The following is a 25,321-nucleotide window of genomic DNA, read 5'->3' as shown; positions in this document are numbered from 1 at the left end:
ATTTCTCTCAGGAGGTGACCGATTTTATATAAGGAGTTATGATGGAATTATTAGCCCCAGCAGGGACAATGGAAAATTTCATGGCCGCCCTTGAAGCAGGGGCTGATGCCATTTATTTAGGCGGTAAGGTCTTTAATGCTCGCTCCCATGCGGGCAACTTTGACTATGAAGAGTTGCGAGAAGCATTACGCCTAGCACATATATTACAGGTGGGTATTTATGTAACTGTAAATATTCTAGTAGGTGACCGTGAAAGTAAAGCTTTAGCAGAGCACTTATGTGAGTTAGAACACATTGGTGTAGATGGTATTATTGTGCAAGACCTTGGCGTTGCAAGAATAGCGCGACAAGTGGCACCTACCTTAGAGTTACATGGTAGTACACAAATGACAGCTACTAATTTGGAGACTGTACAATTTTTAGAACGATTGGGATTTACTAGAGTTGTTTTATCTAGGGAATTAAGCTTAGATGAAATTCGTCATATTTGTAAACATGCAAAAGCGGAAATTGAAGTCTTTATTCATGGAGCTCTTTGTATTTCCTATTCTGGACAATGTTTGATGAGTAGTTTTATCGGTGGACGCAGTGGGAATAGGGGTTCTTGTGCACAGCCGTGTCGATTGCCGTATCAACTGGTTACAGTAGATGGTGAGCAGATCACCCATGATAAAGAAACCTATATTATGAGCCCTAAGGATTTGAACTATAGTGCGTATATGAAAGAACTCATAGAAGCTGGTGTGGCCTCTTTCAAAGTAGAAGGTCGCATGAAAAAGGTATCCTACGTGCATGAAGTCATCGGCACTTATCGGACTATCATCGATCGTGCGGGACAGGCTACTGCAGAAGATTTTGCTCGCTTGGAAGAGGGATTTAACCGTGGCTTTTCGACTGCCTATTTGGAAAATAATGGTTCCAAGTCCATGATGACCATCAGTGCTCCTAATCATTTAGGGAAATACCTTGGAGAAGGGCATGTCAAAGGACGCACCTTAACGGTAGAAACTACAGAAACAATTGCTGTAGGAGATTTGCTGAAGGTCATTGCCCATACAGGTGATGTGCACTACATTACAGTTATGGAAGATATGACGTGTCATCATTCGGTATATAAGATTCCACTCAGTGAAAGCATGGGTTCTGGTAAAGTATACCGTGCCAGTCAAGGGGGGTATACAAAACAACGGGGATTAAAAGATTTTACTCGTAAATACAAATCCTATATGTTCTTACATGGCGAAGAAGGTAGCACTGTTTCGTTGACTATGATGTTAGAGTCTGGTCAAACGGTAACGGTTACTGATGAGTATATACTACAAATAGCTCATAACAAACCGACGTCAACGGAGAAGATTACGGAACAATTAGGCCGTTTAGGGAATACCCTATTTGACTTAGATCATGTAACAGTTCCAGAAGGTCCTTTCATGTGGCCTAGCAGTGTCTTAAATAGTCTTCGTAGAAATGCTGTAGAGTCTATGGAAGAATTGCTAATAGAAGAATATGTGACATCATGGGAAGCTCGGAAAGCGAGTTTGCCAACAGGGATGGAATTATTAGGGGATATGACTCAATCTGTAGGACAGGTATTAGGGTTTACGCAGGTTCATCCCCTAGAATCTGATACAAAACAATTAGAAATCCTAGTGGATTCTGTAGAAGGCGTTCAGCAAGCAGTCATGACACCAGTAGACCGTATTGTGTTTGGTGATCCATTACATCGAATCCCAGTACCACAGACGGCCTATGAGGAGATTGTACATCTTTGCCGTGAGGCGAATAAAACAATTATCTTTAGTACTCCAAGGGTAATTAAGGATAATGAAAGTACAGCCTTTAAGGAAATGGTAGTTCACATGGTACAAGCCAAGCCAGATGGAATTCGAGTACATTTCTTAGGGGCTTTGGAAGTGTTACATCAATTGGGATATACCGGAGTTGTGGAAGGTGATACGGGATTGCAAACGTTTAACTCTCACACCTTAGGTATATTAAATGACTTAGGATTTAGTACAGTTAATGTGTCCTTAGAGGCTACCTTGCATCAAATGAATATGATGGCAAATAAAGGGATTATGCCTATTGGTGCTATTGTACAGGGCCGTGTAGAATTGATGATTTCAGAGTATTGTCCAATCAGTAGCTTTGCAGGTACTGGGTATAAACGGGGTTGTCCATTAGTGTGTACGAAAAAAGACTATGCTTTACAGGATAGAAAAGGTGAGTTATTTCCTATCTTTACAGATCCATTCTGCCGTACCCATATTATGAATAGTCGAGAATTAGATATGAAAAGCTATATTGATGACTTACGACGTTCTGGATTGCAGCGCTTAGTGATTGATGGAAGACAACGAAGTCCTAAATGGATTGCTAAAGAGATGAGTATGTATCACCAATTACTGGAGGGGACTGTGAAAGCGCCGAGTAAAGAAGGAGTTACACATATTACGCGGGGACACTTTTTTAAAGGAATTTTAGGGGAATCATAATGAATAGTGAACAAGTCTTAGACTTTCAACATATACGGCAAAAGTTAGCGGATGTGTGTTCCTCTGCTATAGCTAAAGAATATGCACTTAATCTGCAACCTATGCACAACCGTCAAAAAATTGAAGATGCTCTAGATGAAACAGTGGAAGCTATGCGTTCCTTAGAGCAAGAAGTGGAGCAACCCATCAGTGGCACGAAGGATATTCGCACCACTTGCTCCAAGAGTCGTAAAGAAATTATTTTGACTCGTGAAGAGCTTTGGGATTTGCATACTACGATTTTGGCATATAATCGGATGTATCGTTTTTTCAAAGAAAAGTATTTGCTGTATCCTTTGCTATCCTTATGGGTGCAGGATTTACCAAGTCATGATAAGCTGACAAAACGCTTTGAAAGAACTTTTGATGCGTACGGTGTATTATTGGATAGTGCTACACCAAAATTACAACAGTTACGTATGACTATGAGTCGTACAAAGAATGCTATTAAAAATGATCTACAAAGAATTTTGCAAGATAAGGACAATCAAAAATATTTTCAAGAAGCCATCGTTACCATGCGTAATAATCGATACGTTATTCCTGTAAAACAAGAATATCGAGGAGCATTTCCTGGCCTTATCCATGATAGATCTGCTACAGGTGCGACCTTATATATCGAGCCTATGCGATTAGTGGATTTAAATAATGAATTACAAGAGGCGACATTAGCTGAGGAACAGGAAGTACTTCGTATTTATAAAGAATTAACAGAGCTAGTACGAGCTCATGCGGATACACTGCTAGATGCCTGTAAGCGAGTGTCACATGTTGAATTTGTCTATGGCAAGGCAGAACTCGCCATACAGATGAAAGCTGTACGAGCTACCATCAGTCAAGGCCGAGAAGTGAACTTATTACAAGCTCGTCATCCTATGTTGGCACCTAATGTAGTCGTACCTACTACCATTACGTTAGGAACGAAGTATCGTATTTTACTTATCACAGGTTCCAATACAGGCGGTAAAACAGTGTCGTTGAAAACATTGGGATTGTTGGCATTGATGAACCAAAGTGGGTTATGTATTCCTGCGGACAGTGGGTCTACCTTACCCATCTTTCACCATATCTATGCTGATATTGGAGATGAACAAAGTATTGAAGCAAGCTTGAGTACCTTCTCTGCTCACATGACGCAGGTGATTCGGATTCTTAAAAAAGTGGGACCTAATGATTTGGTGCTCCTCGATGAGTTGGGGTCTGGTACAGATCCAGAGGAAGGTAGTGCGTTAGGGATCGCCATCATTGAATACTTCCGGAAAAAGGGAGCACTCATGATGGTCAGCACCCACTATAATGAACTAAAAACATATGCGTACCAAACAGAAGGCGTAGAAAACGGTCATGTAGAGTTTGATGAAAGGACTTTACGCCCTACATACCGCTTACATATTGGCGTAGCAGGTAGTTCGCATGCACTTAGCATTGCGGCTCGCTTAGGATTACCTCAAGAGGTAGTCGATTTAGCTCGTAAACAATGGGAACTAAATGGACGAAGTGCTATTGAAGATATGCTCCGTGAATTAAATCAAGAGTTACGTAAAACGCAAGAGCGTGAACGAGCTTTGAAAAAAGAGCAAGAAGAAGTTCGTCGCATGCGTACGCAAGTGATGAGAGATAAAAAAGCATTACAAGATAAGAAAAAAGTAATCTTAGAAAAAGCTCGTGAAGAAGCGCAAAATATGAAGCGCTCCGTTCGTATTGAAAGTGAACAAATCATTAAAGAGTTAAAAGGTTCTTTCAATGAAACAGATAAACAAAAGCGACAAGATGCGATTTCTAAAGCTAGAAAAGGTGTTTCCAATGTGTCTGTTCCTACAGGTGTTATAGAAAAACGAGAACGTTTAGATGTGACGAAAATAAAAGCAGGGGATGTAGTGTTCTTAGATAACTTACAGTCTTTAGGTACTATATTGGCTATCCAAGGAAAACGCATTCAAGTGGATATGAATGGATTGACGGTCACTGTTAAAGAGAAAGATTTACTGGCAGCCACTCGAGAGGAAGCTAGTGCCTTATTGCGCAAAGAAAATCCTGTGCCGATGTCCAATCGTCAGCGGAAACGATCTGGTATGGCGGTGATTCGACAACAGCAAGCCTCCACAGAACTTAATATTATTGGAAGGACTGTGGATGAAGCTGTTGTAGAAGTAGGTAGATTTATTGATCAAGCTATCCTAGCTGGTTTAAATTCGGTGCGTATTGTTCATGGTAAAGGAACTGGTGCGTTGCGTGCGGGAGTACATGACTATTTAAGAACCTTACCAGGTATTAAAAGTTATGACCTAGCTAGTTTAGATGAAGGTGGTGCAGGTGCGACCACAGTCATCCTATAGATGGTATCCTAGGACAATTCGATTTGTACAAAAATTAGCAAATAGAGTATAATTAAGGAAGTTCTATAGGAAATAATGAGCTTTAGAGAGGTGACATATGAATCCTAGTTCATCAAGACCCATTCCTCCTCGGAGACGAGTTGTGAAAAAGAGACCAGTGAAGAAAAAATCATCATGGAAACGTTCCTTTTGGATTTTCTTCATCTTATTTATATTAATTGTAGCAGGAGCAGGCTGTGGCTTTTTAGGTGCCACCATGTCTTCCTTGCCGGATGTAGGCAACGTAAAACCAGCAGCATCATCTCAAATTTATGATGCTAATGGTGATTTGATTACTACTGTTCATTCAGAGGAAAACCGCTTACCAGTAAAATTGGCGGATATTCCACAAAAGTTTCAAGATGCTTTTATTGCGACAGAAGATAATCGGTTCTACAGTCATCATGGGATTGACCCTATCGGTATTTTACGTGCTGTATGGGTAAATATTGCTCATGATGGTGTAGCAGAGGGTGGATCTACCATTACTCAACAGCTAGCTCGTAATGCTTTCTTGACACAAGATCGTACCTTTAAACGTAAGATTATGGAAGCTTTATTGGCATTGCGTATTGAGCAACATTATACGAAAAAAGAAATCCTAGAAATGTATATGAACCAAATTTATTTTGGTCAAGGTGCTTATGGTGTGCAAACGGCAGCGCATGTGTATTTTGGCAAAGATGTACAAGATTTATCCTTAGCTCAAATGGCGATTTTAGCAGGATTACCTCAAAGTCCTAACTATTACTCTCCATTTAACAATTTAAAAGCAGCAAAGGCACGGCAAGCTGTTGTGTTAGGGCAGATGGTAAAATATGAATACTTGTCTCAAGCTGATGCAGAAGAAGCGAAACAAGCGGATATTCACTTGCTAGATAAACCACAATCATCCAATGGTTATGGTAGCATGGGGTATTTCATTAACTATGTTATCAATGAAGTGTCGGAGCGCTATGGAGATAATGCAGTTTACAAAGAAGGTATGAAAATCTATACTACTATCGATATGAAAGCCCAACGCGCTGCGGAAAAAGCAATGGAAAACTTGCCAGATTATTATACTGATGAAAATGGATTGCGCCAACCACAAGGGGCTCTGATTTCCCTAAACCCTCATAATGGACATATTGTAGCTATGGTTGGTGGTAGAGGAACAGATTCTTTTAACCGTGCTACTATGGCGGTTCGTCAACCAGGATCCTCCTTTAAACCATTTGTTTACTTGGCGGCCTTAAAACATGGCGATAATCCAGGTACTGTATATGTGGATAAACCATCGGAGTTCCATGGTTGGAAACCGCAGAACTATTCTCGTAAACATTCTGGTGCTATGACATTGCGTAATGCGTTAGCACATTCTAATAACGTAGTAGCTGTATTGGTAGCTGATAAAGTAGGAATGTCCAATGTATTGGATTTAGCAGAAAAAATGGGTATTTCCACATTGGATAAAAAAGGTGATGATAATTTAGCTGTAGCCTTAGGTGGTTTAACAAAAGGTGTAACCCCAATGGATATGGCAGTAGCCTATGGCGTGCTTGCTAATAATGGTGTGAAAGTAAAACCTGTATCTATTACAAAAATTGTAGATCGTAATGGCAATATCGTTGAAGAATCATCTGTTGATGAAACCCGTGTTGTAGAACCAAAATATGCGTATATGATGACGAATATGTTGGAATCTGTTATTAAATATGGTACAGGTGGAAACGCATACTTCGGTCGTCCAGCAGCAGGTAAAACAGGAACTACAGACGAAGAAAAAGATGCTTGGTTTGCTGGATATACGCCTGATTTGGTAACCGTTGTTTGGATGGGTGATGACAGTGGTTCTGAAACATTGCACGGCACTACAGGTGGTCAAACACCAGCTATTATTTGGAGACAATATATGCAAGCAGCATTGGCTGATACACCTGGTTCAAACTTTACTGTGCCAGATGGGGTAGGACCAGAGGCTTATGCAGGTAATGAAAATCCAGCTACAGATAAGAAAAAAGACGATAAAGATAAAAAAGATAAAAAAGATGGAGATTTAGATAGTGATGATGGTACAACATCAAATGATGAAAGCCCCTCTAAATCAAAAAGTAATAAGGGGAAAGATCCCGTTATTGCTCCTAAATTCTCTAAAAGTTCACAGTAATATAGGAGATAATCATGATTAGTGCAGCAGAACAGTTTCGCCTCATTTCCCATGGGGTAGCTGATCTTTTACCAGAAGATGAATTTAAGAAGAAATTAGAGAAATCCGTAGCAACCAATACACCATTGATTGTTAAATTAGGCTTGGATCCAACAGCTCCAGATATTCATTTAGGTCATACTGTAGTCTTGCGTAAGTTAAAATTATTCCAAGACTTTGGACATAAAGTTATCATTTTAATCGGCGATTTTACAGCTCGCATTGGTGACCCAACCGGTAAAAGTGTAACTCGTCCACCATTGACAGAAGAACAAGTCATTACGAATGCGAAAACATACCAAGAGCAAATTTTCAAAGTTTTAGATCCAGAAAAAACAGAAGTTCGTTTCAATAGCGAATGGTTGAGTAAATTAGACTTTGCTGATGTGTTGAAACTAGCATCTAAGTATACCGTAGCTCGTATGCTAGAACGAGATGACTTTCATAAACGATATACAGAAGGTCGACCAATTAGCATTCATGAGTTTATGTATCCATTGATGCAAGGTTACGATTCTATCGCTTTGAAAGCGGATGTAGAATTTGGTGGTACTGACCAAACTTTTAACTTGTTGATGGGGCGTCATCTACAAGGTGAAGAGGGCATGCCTGAGCAAACAATCATCACAATGCCGATCTTAGAAGGCCTTGATGGTGTCCAAAAAATGAGTAAATCACTTGGTAACTACATTGGTATTAGCGAGGCTCCATCTGAAATGTATGGTAAAGCCATGTCTATTCCAGATGAATTGATGATGCGTTACTTTATGTTGGTAACGGATATGAGTATTGAAGAACAAGAACAACTTGGCAAGGATTTAGAATCTGGTGCAGCACATCCAAGAGATGTGAAGATGAAACTCGCTCACACCATTGTTCGCTTATACCATGGTGAAGAAGCAGCTAATTTTGGGCAAGAAGAGTTTGTTCGTGTGTTCCAAAAACATGCGATGCCAACAGATATTCCTGAATACAAAGTGGCTTTTACAGAAGAACCTGTTTTCGTACCACAATTACTATCTGACGCAGGCTTAACAGCAAGTAATGGAGAAGCTAGACGCTCCATTAAAGCTGGTGCTTTTAAAATCGATGGTGAAAAATGCAATGAAGAACATATCGTATTAAAAGATGGTATGGTATTGCAAGTTGGGAAACGGAAATTCATCAAAATCGTCTCTTGCTAGTCTATGTAGCCTGTGGCGTTCGTAACTGAATATTGCAAAGGGAAGAGCACGACATATTCCTCCGCAAACTGATACAGTGGTTAGGTTTGCTCCGGAACATGTCGTGCTCTTCTGCTTTTGTGTGATTTAGGTAGTAAGGGAACGCCACAAGGCTACTACACCTAACTGCGTTCCTCTGGTGTTCTTATTGTATTTTTTGTATGGATCATTAATCATTTTGCTCTTTGCTTTCATTACTGTTTATCAAAGTATTTAGTTTTAATAAACAGTACGAATAGATTAGTACATCTCATTGATTTATTTAAATAATTAATGAAAAGCCTAACGTATAAGATAAGTACCGCTAATACTTATACACGTTAGGCTATCCATTTTGAAAGTTTTAAGATGAGCCTAACGCCAGCTACACGTTGATGGCTCTTCTTTTGTTATCTTAATTATAGCACAGTTAGTAGGTGTATTACCAATATCACTTGCTTCCCTATGTAGCCTGTGGTGTTCTTAACTGAATAGGGCAAATGGAAGAGCATCCTATAAGGATACTTTTTTATTTAAAATTACATTATTATGATGTATCTTTTATTAATAATGGGGTTTAATTTGCAACTTACTTTTGATTCCAATCCTAATAGTGCTTGACTATTTATTATATATGTTGTACTATATAATTAAATTATGAATACTATTTGTGATGGAGGGATAATCATGAGTCGTGATACTGCATATGTTCTTTGGTTTGATGAATTGCATCGTGAGGATGTGGATATTGTTGGTGGTAAGTCTTCTTCTTTAGGAGAAATGACTTCTTCTACGAATGTACCTGTTCCTTATGGATATGCTACAACAGCCCATGGCTATCGTTATTTCATGGAAGAAACTGGTTTAGTAGATCGAATTAAAGCTAAACTAGAAGAGTTACATGATGTGGAAAATTCTGCTTTGTTACGTAAGGTGACTGCAGAAGTACGTCAAATGATTATGGATGAGGAAATGCCAGCTCCATTAGCTGAGGCTATTCGTGAAGGCTATGAAGAGTTAGCACGTAAAGTAGGGGAAGAAAATCCATTTGTAGCGGTAAGATCTAGTGCCACTGCAGAGGACTTGCCAGATGCTAGTTTTGCAGGTCAACAAGATACATACTTAAATGTTCGTGGCGCTGATATGATCATTGCTAAAGTAAAAGAATGCTATGCATCTACTTTTACTGACCGTGCTACCTACTATCGTGTAAAACAAGGTTTCGATCATATGACAGTAGCCTTGTCAGCAGCCATCCAAATGATGGTATACTCCAAAGCTGCAGGCGTTATGTTCTCTGTGAATATTATGAATGGTGATGACAAATCCATTATTATCGAAGGATCTTGGGGTCTTGGTGAGTATGTAGTGCAAGGTACAGTAACACCAGATAATTTCACTGTAGATAAAGGGACGATGCAAATTACAGATCGTATGATTAACGATAAAAATCTTGCATTAGTACGTAAACCAGAAGGGGATTGCGTTGAAATTCAAATTCCTGAAGACCAAGCTCGTCAACAAGTTATTACAGACGAACAAGTTATCGAATTAGCAACTTATGCAAAAGCAATTGAAAAACATTATGGTTGCTATATGGATATGGAATGGGGCATCGATGAGCGCGATGGAAAAGTATGGATTTTACAAGCCCGTCCAGAAACTGTATTCTCTCAAAAGAAAGAAAAAGAAGAAACTGTAGTGGAAGCGACTACAACAGAACGTAAGATTGTGGTAAAAGGTCTTCCTGCGAGCCCTGGTAAAGCAGCAGGTCGAGCTCATGTGATTGAAAATCCAGAAGATATCGATGATTTCAAAGAAGGAGAAATCCTTGTTACTACTATGACTGCTCCTGACTGGGTACCGGCGATGAAAAAAGCAAAAGCTATTGTCACAGATGCAGGTGGTATGACTTGTCATGCGTCTATTGTAAGTCGTGAGTTGGGGATTCCTTGTATTGTAGGTACAAAATCTCGCAGTGAAGAGGCGACGAAAACGATTTCTGACGGTCAAATGATTACTGTAGATGCTACCAATGGTATTGTGTATGATGGAATTTTAGAAGAGGCTACCAAAAAAGTAGAACCGGCAGCAGAAGCTCGCTATGTAGAGCCAACACCGATTACAGCTACTAAAATCTACATGAACTTAGGCGATCCAGACTTGGCTGAAAAATATGGCGTATTACCTTGTGATGGTATTGGTTTAATGCGTGAGGAATTCATTTGGACTACTTTTATTCATGAACACCCAATGCATTTAATCGAAACAGGTCGTCGTGATTTTGCCATCGATACCTTAGCCGAAGGTATGCGTAAAGTATGTGCAGCCTTAGCCCCTCGACAAGTTGTATTGCGTTTGAGTGACTTCAAATCTAGCGAATACCGTGATTTAAATGGTGGTGATAAATACGAGCCAGAAGAATCTAGCGCATTACTTGGATTCCGTGGTGCTTCTCGCTACTATGATGAACGCTATGCACCAGCGTTCTTGTTAGAAATAGAAGCCATTAAGAAAGTACGCAATGAATTCGGTTTTAAAAATTTGCAAGTTATGATTCCATTCTGTCGTACTGTGAAGGAAGCAGCAGAAGTAACTCGTATTATGGCAGAACACGGCTTACAACGTAATGCGGACTTCAAAGTATGGTTGATGGCTGAAATCCCTGCGAACATTATCTTGGCGGATCAATTCAATCAATATGTAGATGGTTACTCTATCGGTTCCAATGACTTAACGATGCTTGTATTAGGCTGTGATCGAGATAATGAAACTGTACAACATATTTATGATGAAAGAAACTTGGCTGTAAAACGTGCTATTAAACATTTAATTGAAACAGCACACAAAGATGGCAAAACAGTATCCATCTGTGGACAAGCGCCAAGTGTATATCCAGAGTTCTGTGAGTTCTTAGTAAAACATGGTATTGACTCTATTTCTGTAAATCCAGATGCTGTGGTGTCTACGAAAAAAATGGTGGCACAATTAGAACAACGCATTATGTTAGATGCTTTGACAGGCAAAGGTCGTCAAAATACAGAAGCTTTAGATTGGTAATAGATGAGGAGGCTCTGGAAGGAGCCTCCTTTTTCATAGAAAGGTAACAATATGAATCTTTCAAAACGACAAGAATCGATTGTACAAATTGTACAACAAGAAGGGCCTATCACGGGTAAAGCGATCGCTACAAAATTGGACTTAACGAGGTCAGCGTTGCGATCAGATTTAACGGTACTGACAATGATGGGTATTTTAGATGCACGGCCAAAGGTAGGGTATTACTATGTTGGTAAAGTGGCAAATAATCCCTTAGCGGCTGAGATTAATAGTTTCACAGTGGCACAAGTTATGTCCAGTGTGGTAGCAGTCAGTTCCACAGCATCTGTGTATGACACAATTGTTACCATGTTCACAGAAGATGTAGGAACTATCTTAATCTGTGATGATGGTATATTAAAAGGCGTGGTTTCTCGTAAAGATTTATTGCGTGCCTCTCTTGGTGGGTCTGATTTAAATACTATGCCTATTTCCATGATCATGACACCTACTAGTAAAGTCGTAGTGGCATATCCCGATATGCCTGTTGTGGAAGCAGTAGAACGGATGATTGATTTTGAAATCGATTGCGTACCGGTAGTAGATAAGGTATTATTAGAGACAAGTAAAGAATATCGTGTAGTAGGTCGTATTTCTAAAACCACAGTGACCCGTTTATTTTGGGACTGTGGAAAACGATAGGAGTAATTATGGCTAAAATTATTTATGCAATTTCTGACTCCCTAGGAGAAACAGCTGAATCAGTGGCACGTGCTACGGCAAGTCAATATGATAAGGAAACGATTGATATCGTTCGTGTGCCCTATATTAATGATGAATTACAAATAAATGAAGTGGTAAAAGAAGCTGCTACCGGCGGACATGTGATCTGTCATACCATTGTATCACCAGCATTGCGGTCTTATTTAGATACAGCTTGTAAAGCACAGGGTGTGCAAGCCGTAGATATTATGGGCCCTGTTATGGATGCAGTAGGAACTATGACAGATACAGAGCCTAGATTGGCACCTGGTATGATTCATAAACTAGACCAAGAATATTTCAAAAAGGTAGAGGCTATTGAATTTGCCGTGAAATACGACGATGGTAAAAATCCAAAAGGCTTTGAAAAAGCAGATATTGTCATTATTGGTATTTCTCGTACTAGTAAGACACCATTATCTATGTTCTTAGCCTATAAAAAAATAAAAGCAGCCAATTTACCATTGGTACCAGAAGTACCGTTACCAGAAGAATTGTTCCAAATTCCAGGGCGCAAGATTGTGGGGTTAATTATTGATCCTTTCAAATTGAATAATATTCGTGAAGAACGTCTTCGTACCATGGGATTACATGCGGACGCTAATTATGCGAATGTAAGCCGTATTGAAGAAGAGTTAAATTATGCAAAAACTGTGATGAGACGGTTACATTGTCCAGTACTTGATGTAACTAATAAATCTATCGAAGAAACAGCTGGTATGGTGATGCAAATCATTCAAAAAAATCGTGTCATGGATACACGCTAAGCTAGGAGGTGTCATATGAGTATTCGTGAAATGCTAGAAGAACGAGAATATACTATGTTAAGTCCTTATGCGGCTAAAAGTAGAGAATCTGTAAGAGATCGTAAGGAAGAGCCTGATCCATATCGGACGGATTTTCAACGAGATCGAGATCGTATTTTACATAGCAAATGTTTCCGTCGATTAAAACATAAAACACAAGTATATATTGCTCCAGGGGACCATTATCGGACTCGTATGACACATACCTTAGAAGTGGGACAGATTGGACGTACCATTGCACGGGCGTTGCGGTTGAATGAAGATTTGACAGAGGCTATCGCTATGGGGCATGATGTGGGACATACACCATTTGGACATGTGGGGGAATACGCCCTTCGTGATATGGTAGGTCATTTCAATCATAATGAGCAAAGCTTGCGCATGGTGGAAAGTATAGAAAAGGATGGACAAGGTCTTAACCTAACAACTGCTGTTCGTGATGGTATTTTAGGGCATACAGGTTCTCATATGCCTCTTACCTTGGAAGGGCAGATTATACGCACTGCTGATCGTATCGCCTATTTGTGTCATGATTTTGATGATGCGTTGCGAGCACATATGCTCAGGGTGAATGATTTACCGAAAGAAGTGGTACAGGTCTTTGGAGATACCCATTCCAAAATGATTACTGCCATGGTCACAGACATGGTGACATCCTCTATGGATCAACCGGTGATTTCTATGTCAGAACGTGGTGTGGAAACTATGAATATTTTCCGTCGTTTTATGTTTGAACGTGTCTATCGGGCACCGTCGTTAATTCCAGATCGGAATAAAGGTGACTATGTGGTAAAACACTTATTTATGTACTATAAAGAACATCCCGAGGCGATTCGCCATGAAATCCATCATGACAATCCCATTACAGACCAAGATATTGTGGACTATGTGGCGGGTCTGACAGATAACTATGCGATAAAACTATTTACTGAGTATTATATTCCTAAAGTATGGGATAATTAATCTGCTTTCAAAGAAATGCTGCGCTAAGGCGTGGCATTTTTTGCTTGCAAATTTAGGTTATTCATACCCTAAACTCTTTAAAAATAAAAGTTTGGGTTATTCATACCCTAAACTTTCTAAAAATGAAAGTTTGGGGTATATAGACATCATCGAATTGATGAGTTTCTTAGTTTGACATTTGTTCCTATTTTAAGTAAACTAAAGAGTAGTACTGAGTAGTATACTTTGAGTTTTAATAGATATAAAAGAGAGTATGAAAGGAGGGCTATATTGGTTACGGTTAAAGAGAAAATTTTAGCAGCGGCGGCCATAATGATTGAAGAGCAAGGCATATCATTCCGCATGGATGATTTAGCAAAAGCACTGACTATCAGTAAACGTACGTTGTATGAACAATTTCGTTCTAAACATGAAATTGTAGAAACCATTTTAGTCCATGGGGCAGAAGATTTTTACAGACAGCATGAGAATATTGTGAACAATAAAAGTCTTACTGTAGAAGAAGTATTAGATAGGTATTTTAAAGTACGATCAAATTTGTATGCGGCTTTCAGTGGATAATCTTTCATGGAAATCTTCTTATCTATACCGCAACTACAAGAAACGTTGAAAACTTTGTTCAAGAAAGATTGGGACTTACTTAAACACTATTTACTACACCAACAAGAGCAAGGAACTATTGCTCGCTATGTGGATGTTGATATTATCATTATGATGTTGCAAGGTGCTGTACGACGCATTGTGTTTGAAAGCTCCAATCATCATGAGGATATTTATAAATATATGCCAAAGGTTATTTCAGTTATATTACAGGGTATTACAAATAAGGGTGAAATGAATGAAAAAACAAGCGTATAATGGTTTAGTGGCAGCTAGCTTGGCAGCCCTTGTACTTGTATCTGGTTGTGGTGGACAAGCTCCGGGGCAAGGTCCAACGGAGGTTAACTCCTATAAAATCACAGCTACTGATACAAATGTACAAGAATCTTTCAATGGTACTGTATTGGCGCAAAACTCTATTGTGATTCGCGCGAATGTATCCGGTCGAGTTGTTGAAAAATATGTAAAAGGGGGCGACACGGTAAAAGCCGGTCAAGCATTGTATCGTCTCGATGGACGTCAATATGAAGCGAACCTAGCTAGTGCACAAGCCAATGCAGCACGATCTAGCGCAGCGTACCAAAACTCTCAAGTCGATTTACAGCGCTATCAAACATTGGCCAATGAAGATGCTATTGCCCGCCAAACATTAGATACACAAGCTAGTGTGGCAGCCCAAAATCGCGCAGCCTTAGAAGCTATGGAAGCACAAATCCGCTTAGCGGAAAATAATTTACAAGATACGGTTGTATATGCGCCATTTGATGGTACATTGGAAATGGATGATGTAGATTTAGGTACATTCGTTACAGCTGGACAAACAGCACTTGTCACATTGAACTCTACAGATCCAGTATATGTACAATTTAGCATGAGTGAAGCAGAGTACTTAGAATATAAAAAAGCACATCGTTCTGTTGATGGGGAAGTAGAATTGAAATTGTCCAATGGTGAGATTTATGGTACCTATGATGACAATCATAAAATTGTAAGTACTATTAAAGGTCATATTGTAGAAGCTGCGAAAAACTTGGATAATGGTACAGGTCAGTTGATTTTGAAAGCGGCCTTCCCGAACCCAAATCATATGTTGTTGCCAAATATGTATGCATCCGTTATTACTAGCGGTGAAACTATTCAAGGGGCGATCTTAGTGCCATCTCGTGCTTTATTACAAGTACTAGATAAAACATTTGTGATGGTCATCCGAGATGGTAAAGTAGAACAAGTACCTGTCACAACAAGTGGTACTAGTGGTAAATACACAATTATTCGTCCTTCCAAAGATGGAAAAGGTTTAACTGTAGGCGATGAAATCGTTGTTGACGGCTTAACAAAAGCGAAAAATGGAGCAGAAGTTAAGGCAACTTTATTAAGCAAGGAAGATATTGAGAAAGGTAATTAGGGTGATATTGTGTCAAAATTCTTTATTAATCGCCCTATCTTTGCCATCGTAATCTCTATTATTATTACATTGCTAGGGTTGATTTCCTTATCAAAACTGCCGATCGACAGATATCCACAGATTTCTCCACCGCAAGTACAGGTACGTACTGCCTACATGGGGGCCAATGCTGAGGTTGTAAGCGAATCGGTAGCGGCAGTCATCGAAAAACAAATCGTTGGCGTCCAAAATATGGATTATATGCAATCCACGAGTACAGGGGATGGTTCCTATAACTTGACAGTTCAATTTGAGCAAGGAACTGATGCCGATATGGATACGGTAAACGTACAAAACCGTGTAGCCCGTGCCTTGGCATCTTTGCCATCCGAAGTACAAACGGTAGGTGTGACAACTACGAAATCTTCTGGGGATATGGCCATGGTATTCTCCTTGGTATCTCCAAACGGTAGTTATGATAGAACTTTCTTAAAAAACTATGCCACTAACTATATGATGGATGCCATCAAATCTGTGAATGGTGTGGGTACAGTGCAAGAGTTCGGTGCTGATTATGCCATGCGTATTTGGCTTGACCCAACAAAAATGTCTAAATTTGGGGTTACTATTACAGATGTAAGTAATGCAATTCGTAGCCAAAACAAACAGGCTGCAGCGGGTGCATTAGGTTCTGACCCAATCGATAAAGATCAGGCGTTCAACACATCTGTAAAAGTGCAAGGTCGTTTGGCTGAAATTTCTGAATTTGAAAATATTGTTATTAAAAAGGATAAAAAGAATAATTTATTGCATTTAAAAGATGTAGCTCGTGTTGAATTAGGGGCACAAAGTTATTCTGTAGAGCCTACAAGTTTCTCAAAAGAAACGGGCAATGATAAACCAGTAGCTGTATTTGCTGTTTCTTTAACGAATGATGCGAATGCATTAGAAACAATCAATGCTGTAAAAGAGGTTATTCACCAACAAGAAGAAGCATTCCCACCGGATATGCAAGCGAAGATTATTGTAGATAATACAAAATTTGTAAAAGCTTCTATGAAAGAAGTAGTAAAAACCTTTGAAGAAGCCTTGATTCTCGTAGCGATTATTGTGTACTTGTTCTTGCAAACATGGCAGTCTACAGTGATTCCAATGATTGCAGTGCCAGTATCTTTGATTGGTACTTTTGCGGCGTTCCAAGTAATGGGCTTTACTGTTAATACATTGACTTTGCTAGCCATGGTGTTAGCGATCGGTCTCGTCGTGGATGATGCGATCGTCGTAATCGAAGCTGTAGAATATGAAATGCGCTACAATGGGTTGAAACCAAAGGCGGCTACCGTAGCAGCCATGGAAAAAGTACAAGGCCCTGTTGTTGGTATTGCTTTCGTATTGATTTCCGTATTCGTTCCAGTGGCCTTCATGGGTGGTTTAACGGGGGTATTGTATAAACAATTCGCTTTAACAGTAGCTATTTCTGTTATTATTTCTGCCTTTGTAGCATTGACATTGACGCCTGCATTGTGTGGTATTATGTTAAAACCACATAAGCCAAAAGAGACTACTAATATAGTGGGTCGTTTCTTGGAGTGGTTTAATGGATTCTTGGATCGAAGAATCGATCAGTATGGTATTCTTTTAGCTCGTTGGTCCAATCGTCTATGGGCCACATGGTTGGCATTGGCTATCTTCTTAGGTGCAGCTTTTGGTATGATGCGTATGGTGCCAAGTGGATTCGTACCAGCTGAAGATAGTGGCTATTTCATGGTTGCTGTATCCTTACCTCCAGGGGCGACTTCTAGTCGTACAAAAGATGTATTAACTGATTTAGGTCATTTCTTGAACGAAGATAAAGATTCTGATGGGACCATCACAGTACCTGGCTTTGATATCTTAGCTGGGGCAGCACAAACGAGTGGTGGTGTAATCTTTACATCCTTAACAGATTGGGGTGAAAGAACGCAACCAGATCAACAGCTTGGCTTAAAGATTCGAAATACTTTCATGCATGGTTCTAAAGATCCACGAGGAACAATTATTCCATTGAATCCGCCATCCCTCCCAGGTCTTGGTAATACAGGTGGTTTCTCCATGTACCTCATCAATAAAGCGGGTCATAGTACAGAACAAATGAATGCGGTAGTGCAACAGTTCTTAGGAGAAGCTCAAAAACGTCCTGAGTTCCGCAGTATTTATACGACTTTCAATGCGGCCACACCATCCTATAATTTTGATGTGAATCGTGATAGAGCGGCTCGTGATGGCGTAGCGGTGACAGATATTTATACAGCCTTACAAGGATATTATGGTGGTATGCAGTTAAATGACTTTACTAAGTTTGGTAAAAACTACAAAGTTATGTTACAAGCGGACAATCAGTTCCGTACCGATCCTAGTATGAATCATCTATTGACTGTTCGTAATGCAGCAGGTCAAATGGTGCCAGTTGATACGTATATTACACCGCAAAAAACGACATCTGCCTTTGTGGTAACACGATATAACAACTTCCCAGCAGTGAGCATTGGTGGTAATACTAAGCAAGGTGTTAGCTCTGGTGATGCTATCAAAGCCTTAGAAGAAGTGGCGAAAAATACATTGCCACAAGGATATACCTATGATTGGGGTGGACAAACTCGTGAGGAAATCAAAGCGGGATCCCAAGTGTTGATTATCTTTGGATTCGGTATTGTCTTTGTATTCCTTGTGTTGGCTGCCTTGTATGAATCTTGGAAAGTGCCATTTGCAGTATTATTATCTGTTCCAACAGGTATCTTTGGTGCTGTTCTTGGTCCATGGTTATTCAATATGATTGGTGCCATGATGAAATCTACACATTTCTTTGCCTTGGATATTTACTTCCAAATCGGCTTACTTACATTAGTGGGCTTGGCAGCGAAGAATGCGATCTTAATCATTGAATATGCTAAGATTCGTGTTGATGAAAGAGGTATGAACTATGTAGACGCAGCTATTGAAGCAGCGAAGATTCGTTTACGTCCTATCTTGATGACGTCCTTTGCATTCATCATTGGATGCTCGCCATTGATGTTGGCAAGTGGCGCTGGTGCTGGTGCCCGTGCATCCTTGGGTGTGACCGTAGTATTTGGTATGATTACAGCCACATTCTTTGGAGTGGCAATCATCCCTATGCTGTTCATCATTATAGAAAAACTAGGCTTTAAACGTCACTAATTAGGCTATGCAGCCTTGTGGCGGTCTTAATTAGATAAAGGGAAGAGCACGACATATTCCTACGCAAACTGATACAGTGGTTAGGTTTGCTTCGGAACATGTCGTGCTCTTCTTGTGTTTGTGTTATTTAGTCAGTAAGGGGCGCCACGAAGGCTGCTACACTTAATGACGTTCCTCATATTAAAAATATAAACGATTTGTCGAAAATTATGATATAATGAAAATGTAGAAGAGTCATTGGCGTGTTGTTAGGCTCATCTCTTCCTTTTATGGGGGGAGGTGATTTCTATGAAGTTTTTGAAAAGATTATCTTTATTGGTAAAATTTTTGAAATTAATTATAGATATTTATCGTTTCTTTAACTAGAAATGACAAAGCCTAACGTAAATGATAAGTGTTAGCACCACTTATACACGTTAGGCTTGTCATCTTTTTACTGTTTTTTAGATGAGCCTAACGCCTGCACACGTTGATGGCTCTTCTTTTTACATGTCAAGTATACCATACTTTGAGGTAAAATACTACTTGTTCTTTATGGACTGTGTGCTGTATGTAACTAAATAAGATAAAGGGAAGAGCACGACATATTCCTTCACAAACTGATCCTATGGTAGGTTTGCTCCGGAACATGTCGCGCTCTTCTTGTATTTGTTTGATTTAGTCAATAAAGACCCGCCACAAAGGCTGCTACGTCTAACTGCGTTCCTCATGGGAAATTAATTATAGATATTTATCGTTTCTTTAACTAGAAATGACAAAGCCTAACGTAAATGATAAGTGTTAGGACCACTTATACACGTTAGGCGAGTCAAATTTTCCAACATTTGAGATGAGCCTAACGCCTGCACACGTTGATGGCTCTTCTTTTTACATGTCAAGTATACCATACATTGCAAAAAAATACTATTTCTTCCTAGGTTTATCTGCGTTTTCTAGGATTTTATTATGTGGGAGAGGTTTGTATTATATGGTATAATAGAGCAATAGCCGATGAACTAGGTTCATTCGATGAGTGAGGTACAAATGAAAGTTATTATTTCAACGTTGAATTCAAAATATATACACTCTTCTTTGGCATTGCGTTATTTGCAGGCTTATGGAAGAACGAAGGACGAGGCATATGAGATAGTGGAGTACACTATTAATATGCCTATTTTAGATATCTTAAATCATGTGACTACGTTAGATGCAGATGTATTAGGCTTTGCTTGTTATATTTGGAATATTGATATGACATTGCATCTTTGTTCTATGATTAAAGCGGTTCGTCCTAATATAAAAATTATCTTAGGTGGTCCTGAGGTAAGTTATACGGCGCGGGAACTATTAGAAAAACACCCGTATATTGACTATGTTGTACAAGGGGAAGCTGAGGAGGCTTTCACTGCTTTTGTGAAAGCTATTCGTACAGGTCAATCTCCGGTGAGTCCTGTCATACCTGGTATTTTAGGCCGGGAACAGGATCACATTCAAGGATCTGAAGAAGCCGTAGAGGTAACGGACTTAAGTACGATACCATTCCCGTACACGGAAGAAGATATGCTCACCTTAGGAAATAAAATTGTTTATTATGAATCTTCTCGAGGTTGTCCGTTTAGTTGCCAGTATTGTTTATCTGGTAATCGTAACACCGTACGATTTTTTCCACGAGAGCGGGTATTACAGGAGTTAGCATGGTTTGTGGATCACAATGTAAAACAAGTGAAGTTTGTGGATCGTACGTTCAACTGTGCGCCTCATCATCATATTCCATTAATGGAGTGGATGCGCGACCACGGAGGAAATACGAACTTTCACTTGGAAATGGAATCCATTTTAATGACAGAAAAAGAAGTGGAGATTTTAAGTTCTACTCGTCATGGTCAAATACAAATTGAGGTAGGCGTTCAAAGTACGCATGAGAAGACATTGGAGGCCATTCATCGTCGTAATGATTGGGGCCGTATTGAGTCTGTGATTCCTCCTATTATCAAATCAGGGCGTACACATGTGCATATGGATTTAATTGTGGGTTTGCCCTATGAAAGTAAAGCTATTTTTGAAACATCTTTCAATGATTTGTTCAGTTTACAACCCCATGCGTTGCAGATTGGATTTTTAAAGCTATTAAAAGGTTCTGGCGTGCGTTCTATGGCAGAATACGAGTACATTGCGAATCCGAAAGCACCTTACGAAGTGTTACAAACTCATGTCTTGCCGTATAATGATGTGCGTATGCTGAAACATTTTGAGGATGTATTCGAACGTTTTTATAATAGTGAACGGTATCGGACTGTCTTTGGTTACATTAGTGAAAGCTTAATCCGAGAGGGCTCTGCCTTTGCCTACTTTGAAGAGATGACTAAGCTATGGTTAGACAAAGGAAATCAAGATAGAAAGTTAAATGATGCTGATCAAATTGCTTTTCTATATGAGTTTTTCACCTTGAAAGAGGACCGAGTGGCCTGCGATTTACTGCGCTATGATGTGTTAACTTCTTTCAAGGGTAAAATACGGGATGAACGATTTGCTTTATCTAAAGATAGAAAACAAGAGATGCAAGAGGCTGAGGTATTCTGGCGTGAGGAAAGTTTGGTACAACAATATATTCCTAACTATTCGTTCGTAGAATGGCGAAGAATTCGACAAGATTATCATACTATTGAGGTCTGTGGAGAATCATTGCCATACATAGGGATTCCACGAAGTTCCTTCGGTACTGCGGAGGTTGAACGATCCAAAGATACTTATACTATCATTATTGATGTAAAAGGTGAGACAAAACCTTTTATACGTCCCCCACAATGTGGAAATGACCATATACATCATCACGAAGATACTACTAGTTCAACAATTAGGGAGGAGGTGTGACATGAGTGATACATCAAAACCAAAGCGGTATCGTATGATATCTTCGTTTTATAAAGAACGATATGGAGAAAAGGCCTATAAAATTCCAGTAGCACTACCGTTGACTTGCCCTAATCGTGATGGATCCGCTGGTGTAGGTGGATGTACCTTTTGTGGTGAAATTGGAGCAGGCTATGAAAATCGACCAGCCTCTATGACGGTGAAACAGCAAATTGATGAAACAGTGGTGCATATTGCGAAAAAGTATAAGGCTTATAAATATATACCGTACTTTCAGAATTTTAGTAATACCTATTTACCACCAGAGAAGTTTCGCCAGTATGTGGAGGAAGCTTGTTTAGAACATGTGGTAGGTATTGCCATTGCCACACGCCCTGACTGTGTACATGATGCGTATTTAGATATTTTAAAAGAAATACAGCATAAATACGGTGTTGATATCTATGTAGAACTTGGCTTGCAATCGGTGAACTATCACACATTACAAAAGGTGAATCGAGGACATACGATGGCGGAGTTTATCGACGCTGTGCTGCGCATCAAGCGCTATGGATTTGAAGTGTGTACGCATATGATACTGAACCTTCCGTGGGACACCATGGATGATGTCATTGAAGGGGCGAAAACTTTATCAGCCTTACAAGTAGACCAAGTGAAGCTCCATGCATTATACTTAGTAAAGAATACGATAATGGCGCGAGATTACGAGGCTGGTGAATTTACTTTAATCAGTGCGGAAGAGTATGCACGACGAGTGGTGGAATTTTTGCGCTACTTAGATCCTAAGATTGTTTTACAAAGATTGGTAGGTCGTGCGCCAGAGGATAATACAATTTTTACGAATTGGTCTATGGGATGGTGGCGCGTACAAGATTTAATTGATCAAATTATGGAAGACGAAGATATTTCTCAAGGCAGTGCTTATAACTACTTACATGGTGCTGCGGTACAAAAGTTTCTGTGAAAGGGAGCATATGGCTAATCAGAGATTTACCATACCTACTTATGACATGGTAGGACCTATAGTGGGACCACAGGGTTCCCATATCAAAGTATTAGAAGAATTAGTAACAGTAGATATCTTACATCGAGATACGACCGTAGATGTGACAGGTTCTGACACATCGGTACAGGTGGCAATAGAGGTGCTGGATGTATTGCTATATTTATTTAAAAATCATATTAAGATTACGGACCATCATGTGCGAACCACTGCGAATATGATTTTGAAAGGCGAAAAAGAGGCCCTCTTTCAGCTTTATGAAGATACCATCAATGTGACTGTAAAGGGAAATCCTATTATTCCTAAAACAGTGGGTCAAAAACAGTATGTAGATAGTATCCGTCGCAATACGATTACCTTTGGTATTGGTCCTGCAGGTACGGGCAAGACTTATTTAGCAGTGGCATTAGGTGCATTTTACCTGAAAAATCGTGAAGTAGACCGAATAATTTTGACGAGACCTGCAGTAGAGGCAGGGGAAAAGCTAGGGTATTTGCCGGGTGATTTACAAGAAAAAGTGGATCCTTATTTACGTCCTCTTTATGATGCCTTACATGATATGTTTGGTGTAGAACGAGTGCAGAAGATGCTCTTACAAGGGACCATCGAAGTAGCTCCTTTAGCATATATGCGGGGACGTACCCTAGAACGGTCCTTTGTCATCCTTGACGAAGGGCAAAATACGACACCAGAACAGATGAAAATGTTTTTGACGCGCTTGGGATATCAATCGAAAATGGTGGTCAATGGGGATCCTACGCAAATCGACTTACCGCCGAAAATGACATCTGGTTTGATAGAGGCAGAACAAGTGTTACAACGCATCAAAGGGATTCGATCTATTTATTTCTCTGACCAGGATGTGGTGCGTCATGATTTGGTAGGTCGTATTGTGAAAGCTTATGAAGAGTATCAACTTTCAGAGAAAGGGAAAGAATCATGATTGTAAGTATTTCCTATGATGAGGGGATAGAACAGAATAGCACCTATGAAGAGGTCATTCAACGGTGCTGTAATGAGGTAGCTCGTGTCTATGGGTTACATGAAGAAGATGAGTACAGTGTACTCCTTTGCAATAATGGAAAAATTCAAGAGTTAAACCGTGAATATCGTGGTAAGGATTTGCCTACGGATGTATTATCTTTTGCTCTTAATGAGGGAGATACGACTTATACGGAAGAAGAGGGGCAATTACTAGGGGATATTGTAATATCCTTAGAGAGAGCAGCCGAGCAAGCGAAAGAGTATAATCACGATTTTATTCGTGAACTTGCCTATTTAACTGTCCATAGCTGTTTACATATTTTAGGTTATGACCATATGACAGAGGACGATAAGAAAGAAATGCGCACAGAAGAAGAATTTGTGCTTGGTAATTTAGGTTATGTACGAGAGGATATGCCATATAATGAATAGTGGAAAAGGATTTAAATCAGGTTTTGTAGCAGTCGTAGGGCGCCCTAATGTAGGGAAGTCTACCTTAATTAATGCCTTAATTGATGATAAAATTGTCATTGTTTCAGATAAAGCGCAAACGACACGAAACCGTATTGTTTGTGTCTATACAGATGAAAAGAAACAAATCGTCTTCATGGATACACCGGGGATTCATAAGCCAAAACATAAATTAGGTGAATTTATGGTGGACCAAGCGGTAGATTCTTTGCGTGAAGTAGAGGCTGTTTTATTTGTGGTGGCAGCTAATGAAAAACGTGGTCCTGGCGACAATTTTGTCATTGAACAGTTAAAAAAGGTTAATGTACCAGTATTCCTCATTGTGAATAAAATTGATACTATGGAAAAACAAGACTTGTTAGAAGCTATTGTATCCTATGAAAATAGCTATCCTTTTGAGGCTGTGATACCGATTTCTGCGAAGGAAAAAGATAATATTGAAGAAGTAGTCAATTTGTTGGAAAAACATTTGCCAGAAGGTCCAAAATACTTCCCAGATGATATGATTACCGACCAACCAGAGCGGTTGATTATCTCTGATATTGTACGTGAAAAAATTCTATTACAAACTCATGATGAAATTCCTCATGCCATCGCTGTAGATGTAGATGAAATGAAAACGAGAGACGATGGCACCACCTATGTACGCGCTACTATCTATGTAGAACGAGATTCTCAAAAAGGGATTATCATCGGCAAACAAGGTGCTATGTTGAAAACCATTGGTAGACAAGCTCGTGGTGATGTAGAACATTTATTGGCTACAAAAGTATTTTTAGATTTATGGGTGAAAGTGAAAAAAGACTGGCGCAATAAATCTGGTATGTTGTCTGAATTGGGATACCGGAATTAGCACTTAGGAAGATATCTTTTATATAAGGTGTTAATTTGTTTCAGTGTTTACCGTATAAGAATTAAGGCATAAAAAAAATATATGCTCTAAGATGTCGCATTTTGTTTATGTA

17 protein-coding genes are annotated in these 25,321 nt (G+C 39.5%); all 17 read left to right on the top strand.

The annotated features are described in order from the left end of the window. Nucleotides 1-38: 38 nt before the first annotated feature. On the top strand, nt 39-2,495 hold the full coding sequence (locus tag EO127_RS01560; protein WP_240645964.1) for a DUF3656 domain-containing protein: 2,457 nt from the start codon (nt 39-41) through the stop codon (nt 2,493-2,495). Then, nucleotides 2,495-4,870 carry an endonuclease MutS2 gene (locus EO127_RS01555; RefSeq protein WP_127447721.1) on the top strand — a complete coding sequence of 792 codons (2,376 nt, stop codon included), beginning with the start codon at nt 2,495-2,497 and terminating at the stop codon, nt 4,868-4,870. Before EO127_RS01560 ends, EO127_RS01555 begins: the two co-directional genes overlap by 1 nt. A gap of 97 nt (nt 4,871-4,967) precedes the next feature. Then, nucleotides 4,968-7,058, top strand: coding sequence for a penicillin-binding protein 1A (locus EO127_RS01550; protein ID WP_127447720.1), 2,091 nt, complete (start codon nt 4,968-4,970; stop codon nt 7,056-7,058). A 14-nt stretch (nt 7,059-7,072) separates the two neighbouring features. Then, the gene (tyrS, locus tag EO127_RS01545) at nt 7,073-8,281 is read left to right on the top strand and encodes a tyrosine--tRNA ligase (protein ID WP_127447719.1); all 1,209 of its coding nucleotides are present in this window, start codon (nt 7,073-7,075) and stop codon (nt 8,279-8,281) included. A gap of 705 nt (nt 8,282-8,986) precedes the next feature. After that, complete coding sequence (gene ppsA / locus EO127_RS01540) at nt 8,987-11,359, top strand: phosphoenolpyruvate synthase (protein ID WP_127447718.1); 2,373 nt, start codon at nt 8,987-8,989, stop codon at nt 11,357-11,359. 51 nt (nt 11,360-11,410) lie between these two features. After that, the gene (locus tag EO127_RS01535; RefSeq protein ID WP_009354020.1) at nt 11,411-12,040 is read left to right on the top strand and encodes a CBS domain-containing protein; all 630 of its coding nucleotides are present in this window, start codon (nt 11,411-11,413) and stop codon (nt 12,038-12,040) included. Between the two features lie 8 nt (nt 12,041-12,048). After that, a complete protein-coding gene (locus EO127_RS01530; protein ID WP_062402939.1) occupies nt 12,049-12,867 on the top strand; it encodes a pyruvate, water dikinase regulatory protein in 819 nt (272 codons plus the stop codon). Nucleotides 12,868-12,882: 15 nt separating this feature from the next. Beyond that, nucleotides 12,883-13,869, top strand: coding sequence for a deoxyguanosinetriphosphate triphosphohydrolase (locus tag EO127_RS01525; RefSeq protein ID WP_062402936.1), 987 nt, complete (start codon nt 12,883-12,885; stop codon nt 13,867-13,869). Nucleotides 13,870-14,139: 270 nt separating this feature from the next. Then, nucleotides 14,140-14,430, top strand: a complete 291-nt coding sequence (locus tag EO127_RS01520) for a TetR/AcrR family transcriptional regulator (RefSeq protein ID WP_127160195.1) — start codon at nt 14,140-14,142, stop codon at nt 14,428-14,430. 6 nt (nt 14,431-14,436) lie between these two features. Then, a complete protein-coding gene (locus EO127_RS01515) occupies nt 14,437-14,727 on the top strand; it encodes a hypothetical protein (RefSeq protein ID WP_127160194.1) in 291 nt (96 codons plus the stop codon). Beyond that, the gene (locus tag EO127_RS01510; RefSeq protein WP_127160193.1) at nt 14,708-15,874 is read left to right on the top strand and encodes an efflux RND transporter periplasmic adaptor subunit; all 1,167 of its coding nucleotides are present in this window, start codon (nt 14,708-14,710) and stop codon (nt 15,872-15,874) included. The genes EO127_RS01515 and EO127_RS01510 overlap by 20 nt, the downstream gene beginning before the upstream one ends. A 9-nt stretch (nt 15,875-15,883) precedes the next feature. Beyond that, nucleotides 15,884-19,048: an efflux RND transporter permease subunit gene (locus EO127_RS01505; RefSeq protein WP_127447717.1), complete on the top strand. Its 3,165-nt coding sequence runs from the start codon at nt 15,884-15,886 to the stop codon at nt 19,046-19,048. Between the two features lie 1,023 nt (nt 19,049-20,071). After that, nucleotides 20,072-21,898 carry a B12-binding domain-containing radical SAM protein gene (locus EO127_RS01500; RefSeq protein WP_127448057.1) on the top strand — a complete coding sequence of 609 codons (1,827 nt, stop codon included), beginning with the start codon at nt 20,072-20,074 and terminating at the stop codon, nt 21,896-21,898. Nucleotide 21,899: 1 nt separating this feature from the next. Further along, nucleotides 21,900-22,862 carry a TIGR01212 family radical SAM protein gene (locus EO127_RS01495; protein WP_127447716.1) on the top strand — a complete coding sequence of 321 codons (963 nt, stop codon included), beginning with the start codon at nt 21,900-21,902 and terminating at the stop codon, nt 22,860-22,862. Between the two features lie 10 nt (nt 22,863-22,872). Then, on the top strand, nt 22,873-23,844 hold the full coding sequence (locus tag EO127_RS01490) for a PhoH family protein (RefSeq protein WP_127447715.1): 972 nt from the start codon (nt 22,873-22,875) through the stop codon (nt 23,842-23,844). After that, nucleotides 23,841-24,317: an rRNA maturation RNase YbeY gene (ybeY, locus tag EO127_RS01485; protein WP_127447714.1), complete on the top strand. Its 477-nt coding sequence runs from the start codon at nt 23,841-23,843 to the stop codon at nt 24,315-24,317. The genes EO127_RS01490 and ybeY overlap by 4 nt, the downstream gene beginning before the upstream one ends. Further along, a complete protein-coding gene (gene era, locus EO127_RS01480; RefSeq protein ID WP_127447713.1) occupies nt 24,310-25,209 on the top strand; it encodes a GTPase Era in 900 nt (299 codons plus the stop codon). The genes ybeY and era overlap by 8 nt, the downstream gene beginning before the upstream one ends. Nucleotides 25,210-25,321 lie beyond the last annotated feature (112 nt).

Origin of the sequence: Veillonella sp. 3310, from assembly GCF_003999875.1 — a bacterium.
Taxonomy (GTDB): Bacteria; Bacillota; Negativicutes; order Veillonellales; family Veillonellaceae; genus F0422.
Note: the sequence above shows the minus strand (reverse complement) of the source record. Positions and strands in the feature narration are given on the sequence as shown.

What these genes read in the sequence shown, in the direction of transcription:
- EO127_RS01495 (WP_127447716.1), top strand. Translation starts at nt 21,900, where the DNA reads ATGAGTGATACATCAAAACCAAAGCGGTATCGTATGATATCTTCGTTT.
- EO127_RS01490 (WP_127447715.1), top strand. Translation starts at nt 22,873, where the DNA reads ATGGCTAATCAGAGATTTACCATACCTACTTATGACATGGTAGGACCT.
- EO127_RS01510 (WP_127160193.1), top strand. Translation starts at nt 14,708, where the DNA reads ATGAAAAAACAAGCGTATAATGGTTTAGTGGCAGCTAGCTTGGCAGCC.
- EO127_RS01515 (WP_127160194.1), top strand. Translation starts at nt 14,437, where the DNA reads ATGGAAATCTTCTTATCTATACCGCAACTACAAGAAACGTTGAAAACT.
- EO127_RS01525 (WP_062402936.1), top strand. Translation starts at nt 12,883, where the DNA reads ATGAGTATTCGTGAAATGCTAGAAGAACGAGAATATACTATGTTAAGT.
- ppsA (WP_127447718.1), top strand. Translation starts at nt 8,987, where the DNA reads ATGAGTCGTGATACTGCATATGTTCTTTGGTTTGATGAATTGCATCGT.
- EO127_RS01550 (WP_127447720.1), top strand. Translation starts at nt 4,968, where the DNA reads ATGAATCCTAGTTCATCAAGACCCATTCCTCCTCGGAGACGAGTTGTG.
- EO127_RS01530 (WP_062402939.1), top strand. Translation starts at nt 12,049, where the DNA reads ATGGCTAAAATTATTTATGCAATTTCTGACTCCCTAGGAGAAACAGCT.
- era (WP_127447713.1), top strand. Translation starts at nt 24,310, where the DNA reads ATGAATAGTGGAAAAGGATTTAAATCAGGTTTTGTAGCAGTCGTAGGG.
- tyrS (WP_127447719.1), top strand. Translation starts at nt 7,073, where the DNA reads ATGATTAGTGCAGCAGAACAGTTTCGCCTCATTTCCCATGGGGTAGCT.
- EO127_RS01560 (WP_240645964.1), top strand. Translation starts at nt 39, where the DNA reads ATGATGGAATTATTAGCCCCAGCAGGGACAATGGAAAATTTCATGGCC.
- ybeY (WP_127447714.1), top strand. Translation starts at nt 23,841, where the DNA reads ATGATTGTAAGTATTTCCTATGATGAGGGGATAGAACAGAATAGCACC.
- EO127_RS01500 (WP_127448057.1), top strand. Translation starts at nt 20,072, where the DNA reads ATGAAAGTTATTATTTCAACGTTGAATTCAAAATATATACACTCTTCT.
- EO127_RS01555 (WP_127447721.1), top strand. Translation starts at nt 2,495, where the DNA reads ATGAATAGTGAACAAGTCTTAGACTTTCAACATATACGGCAAAAGTTA.
- EO127_RS01535 (WP_009354020.1), top strand. Translation starts at nt 11,411, where the DNA reads ATGAATCTTTCAAAACGACAAGAATCGATTGTACAAATTGTACAACAA.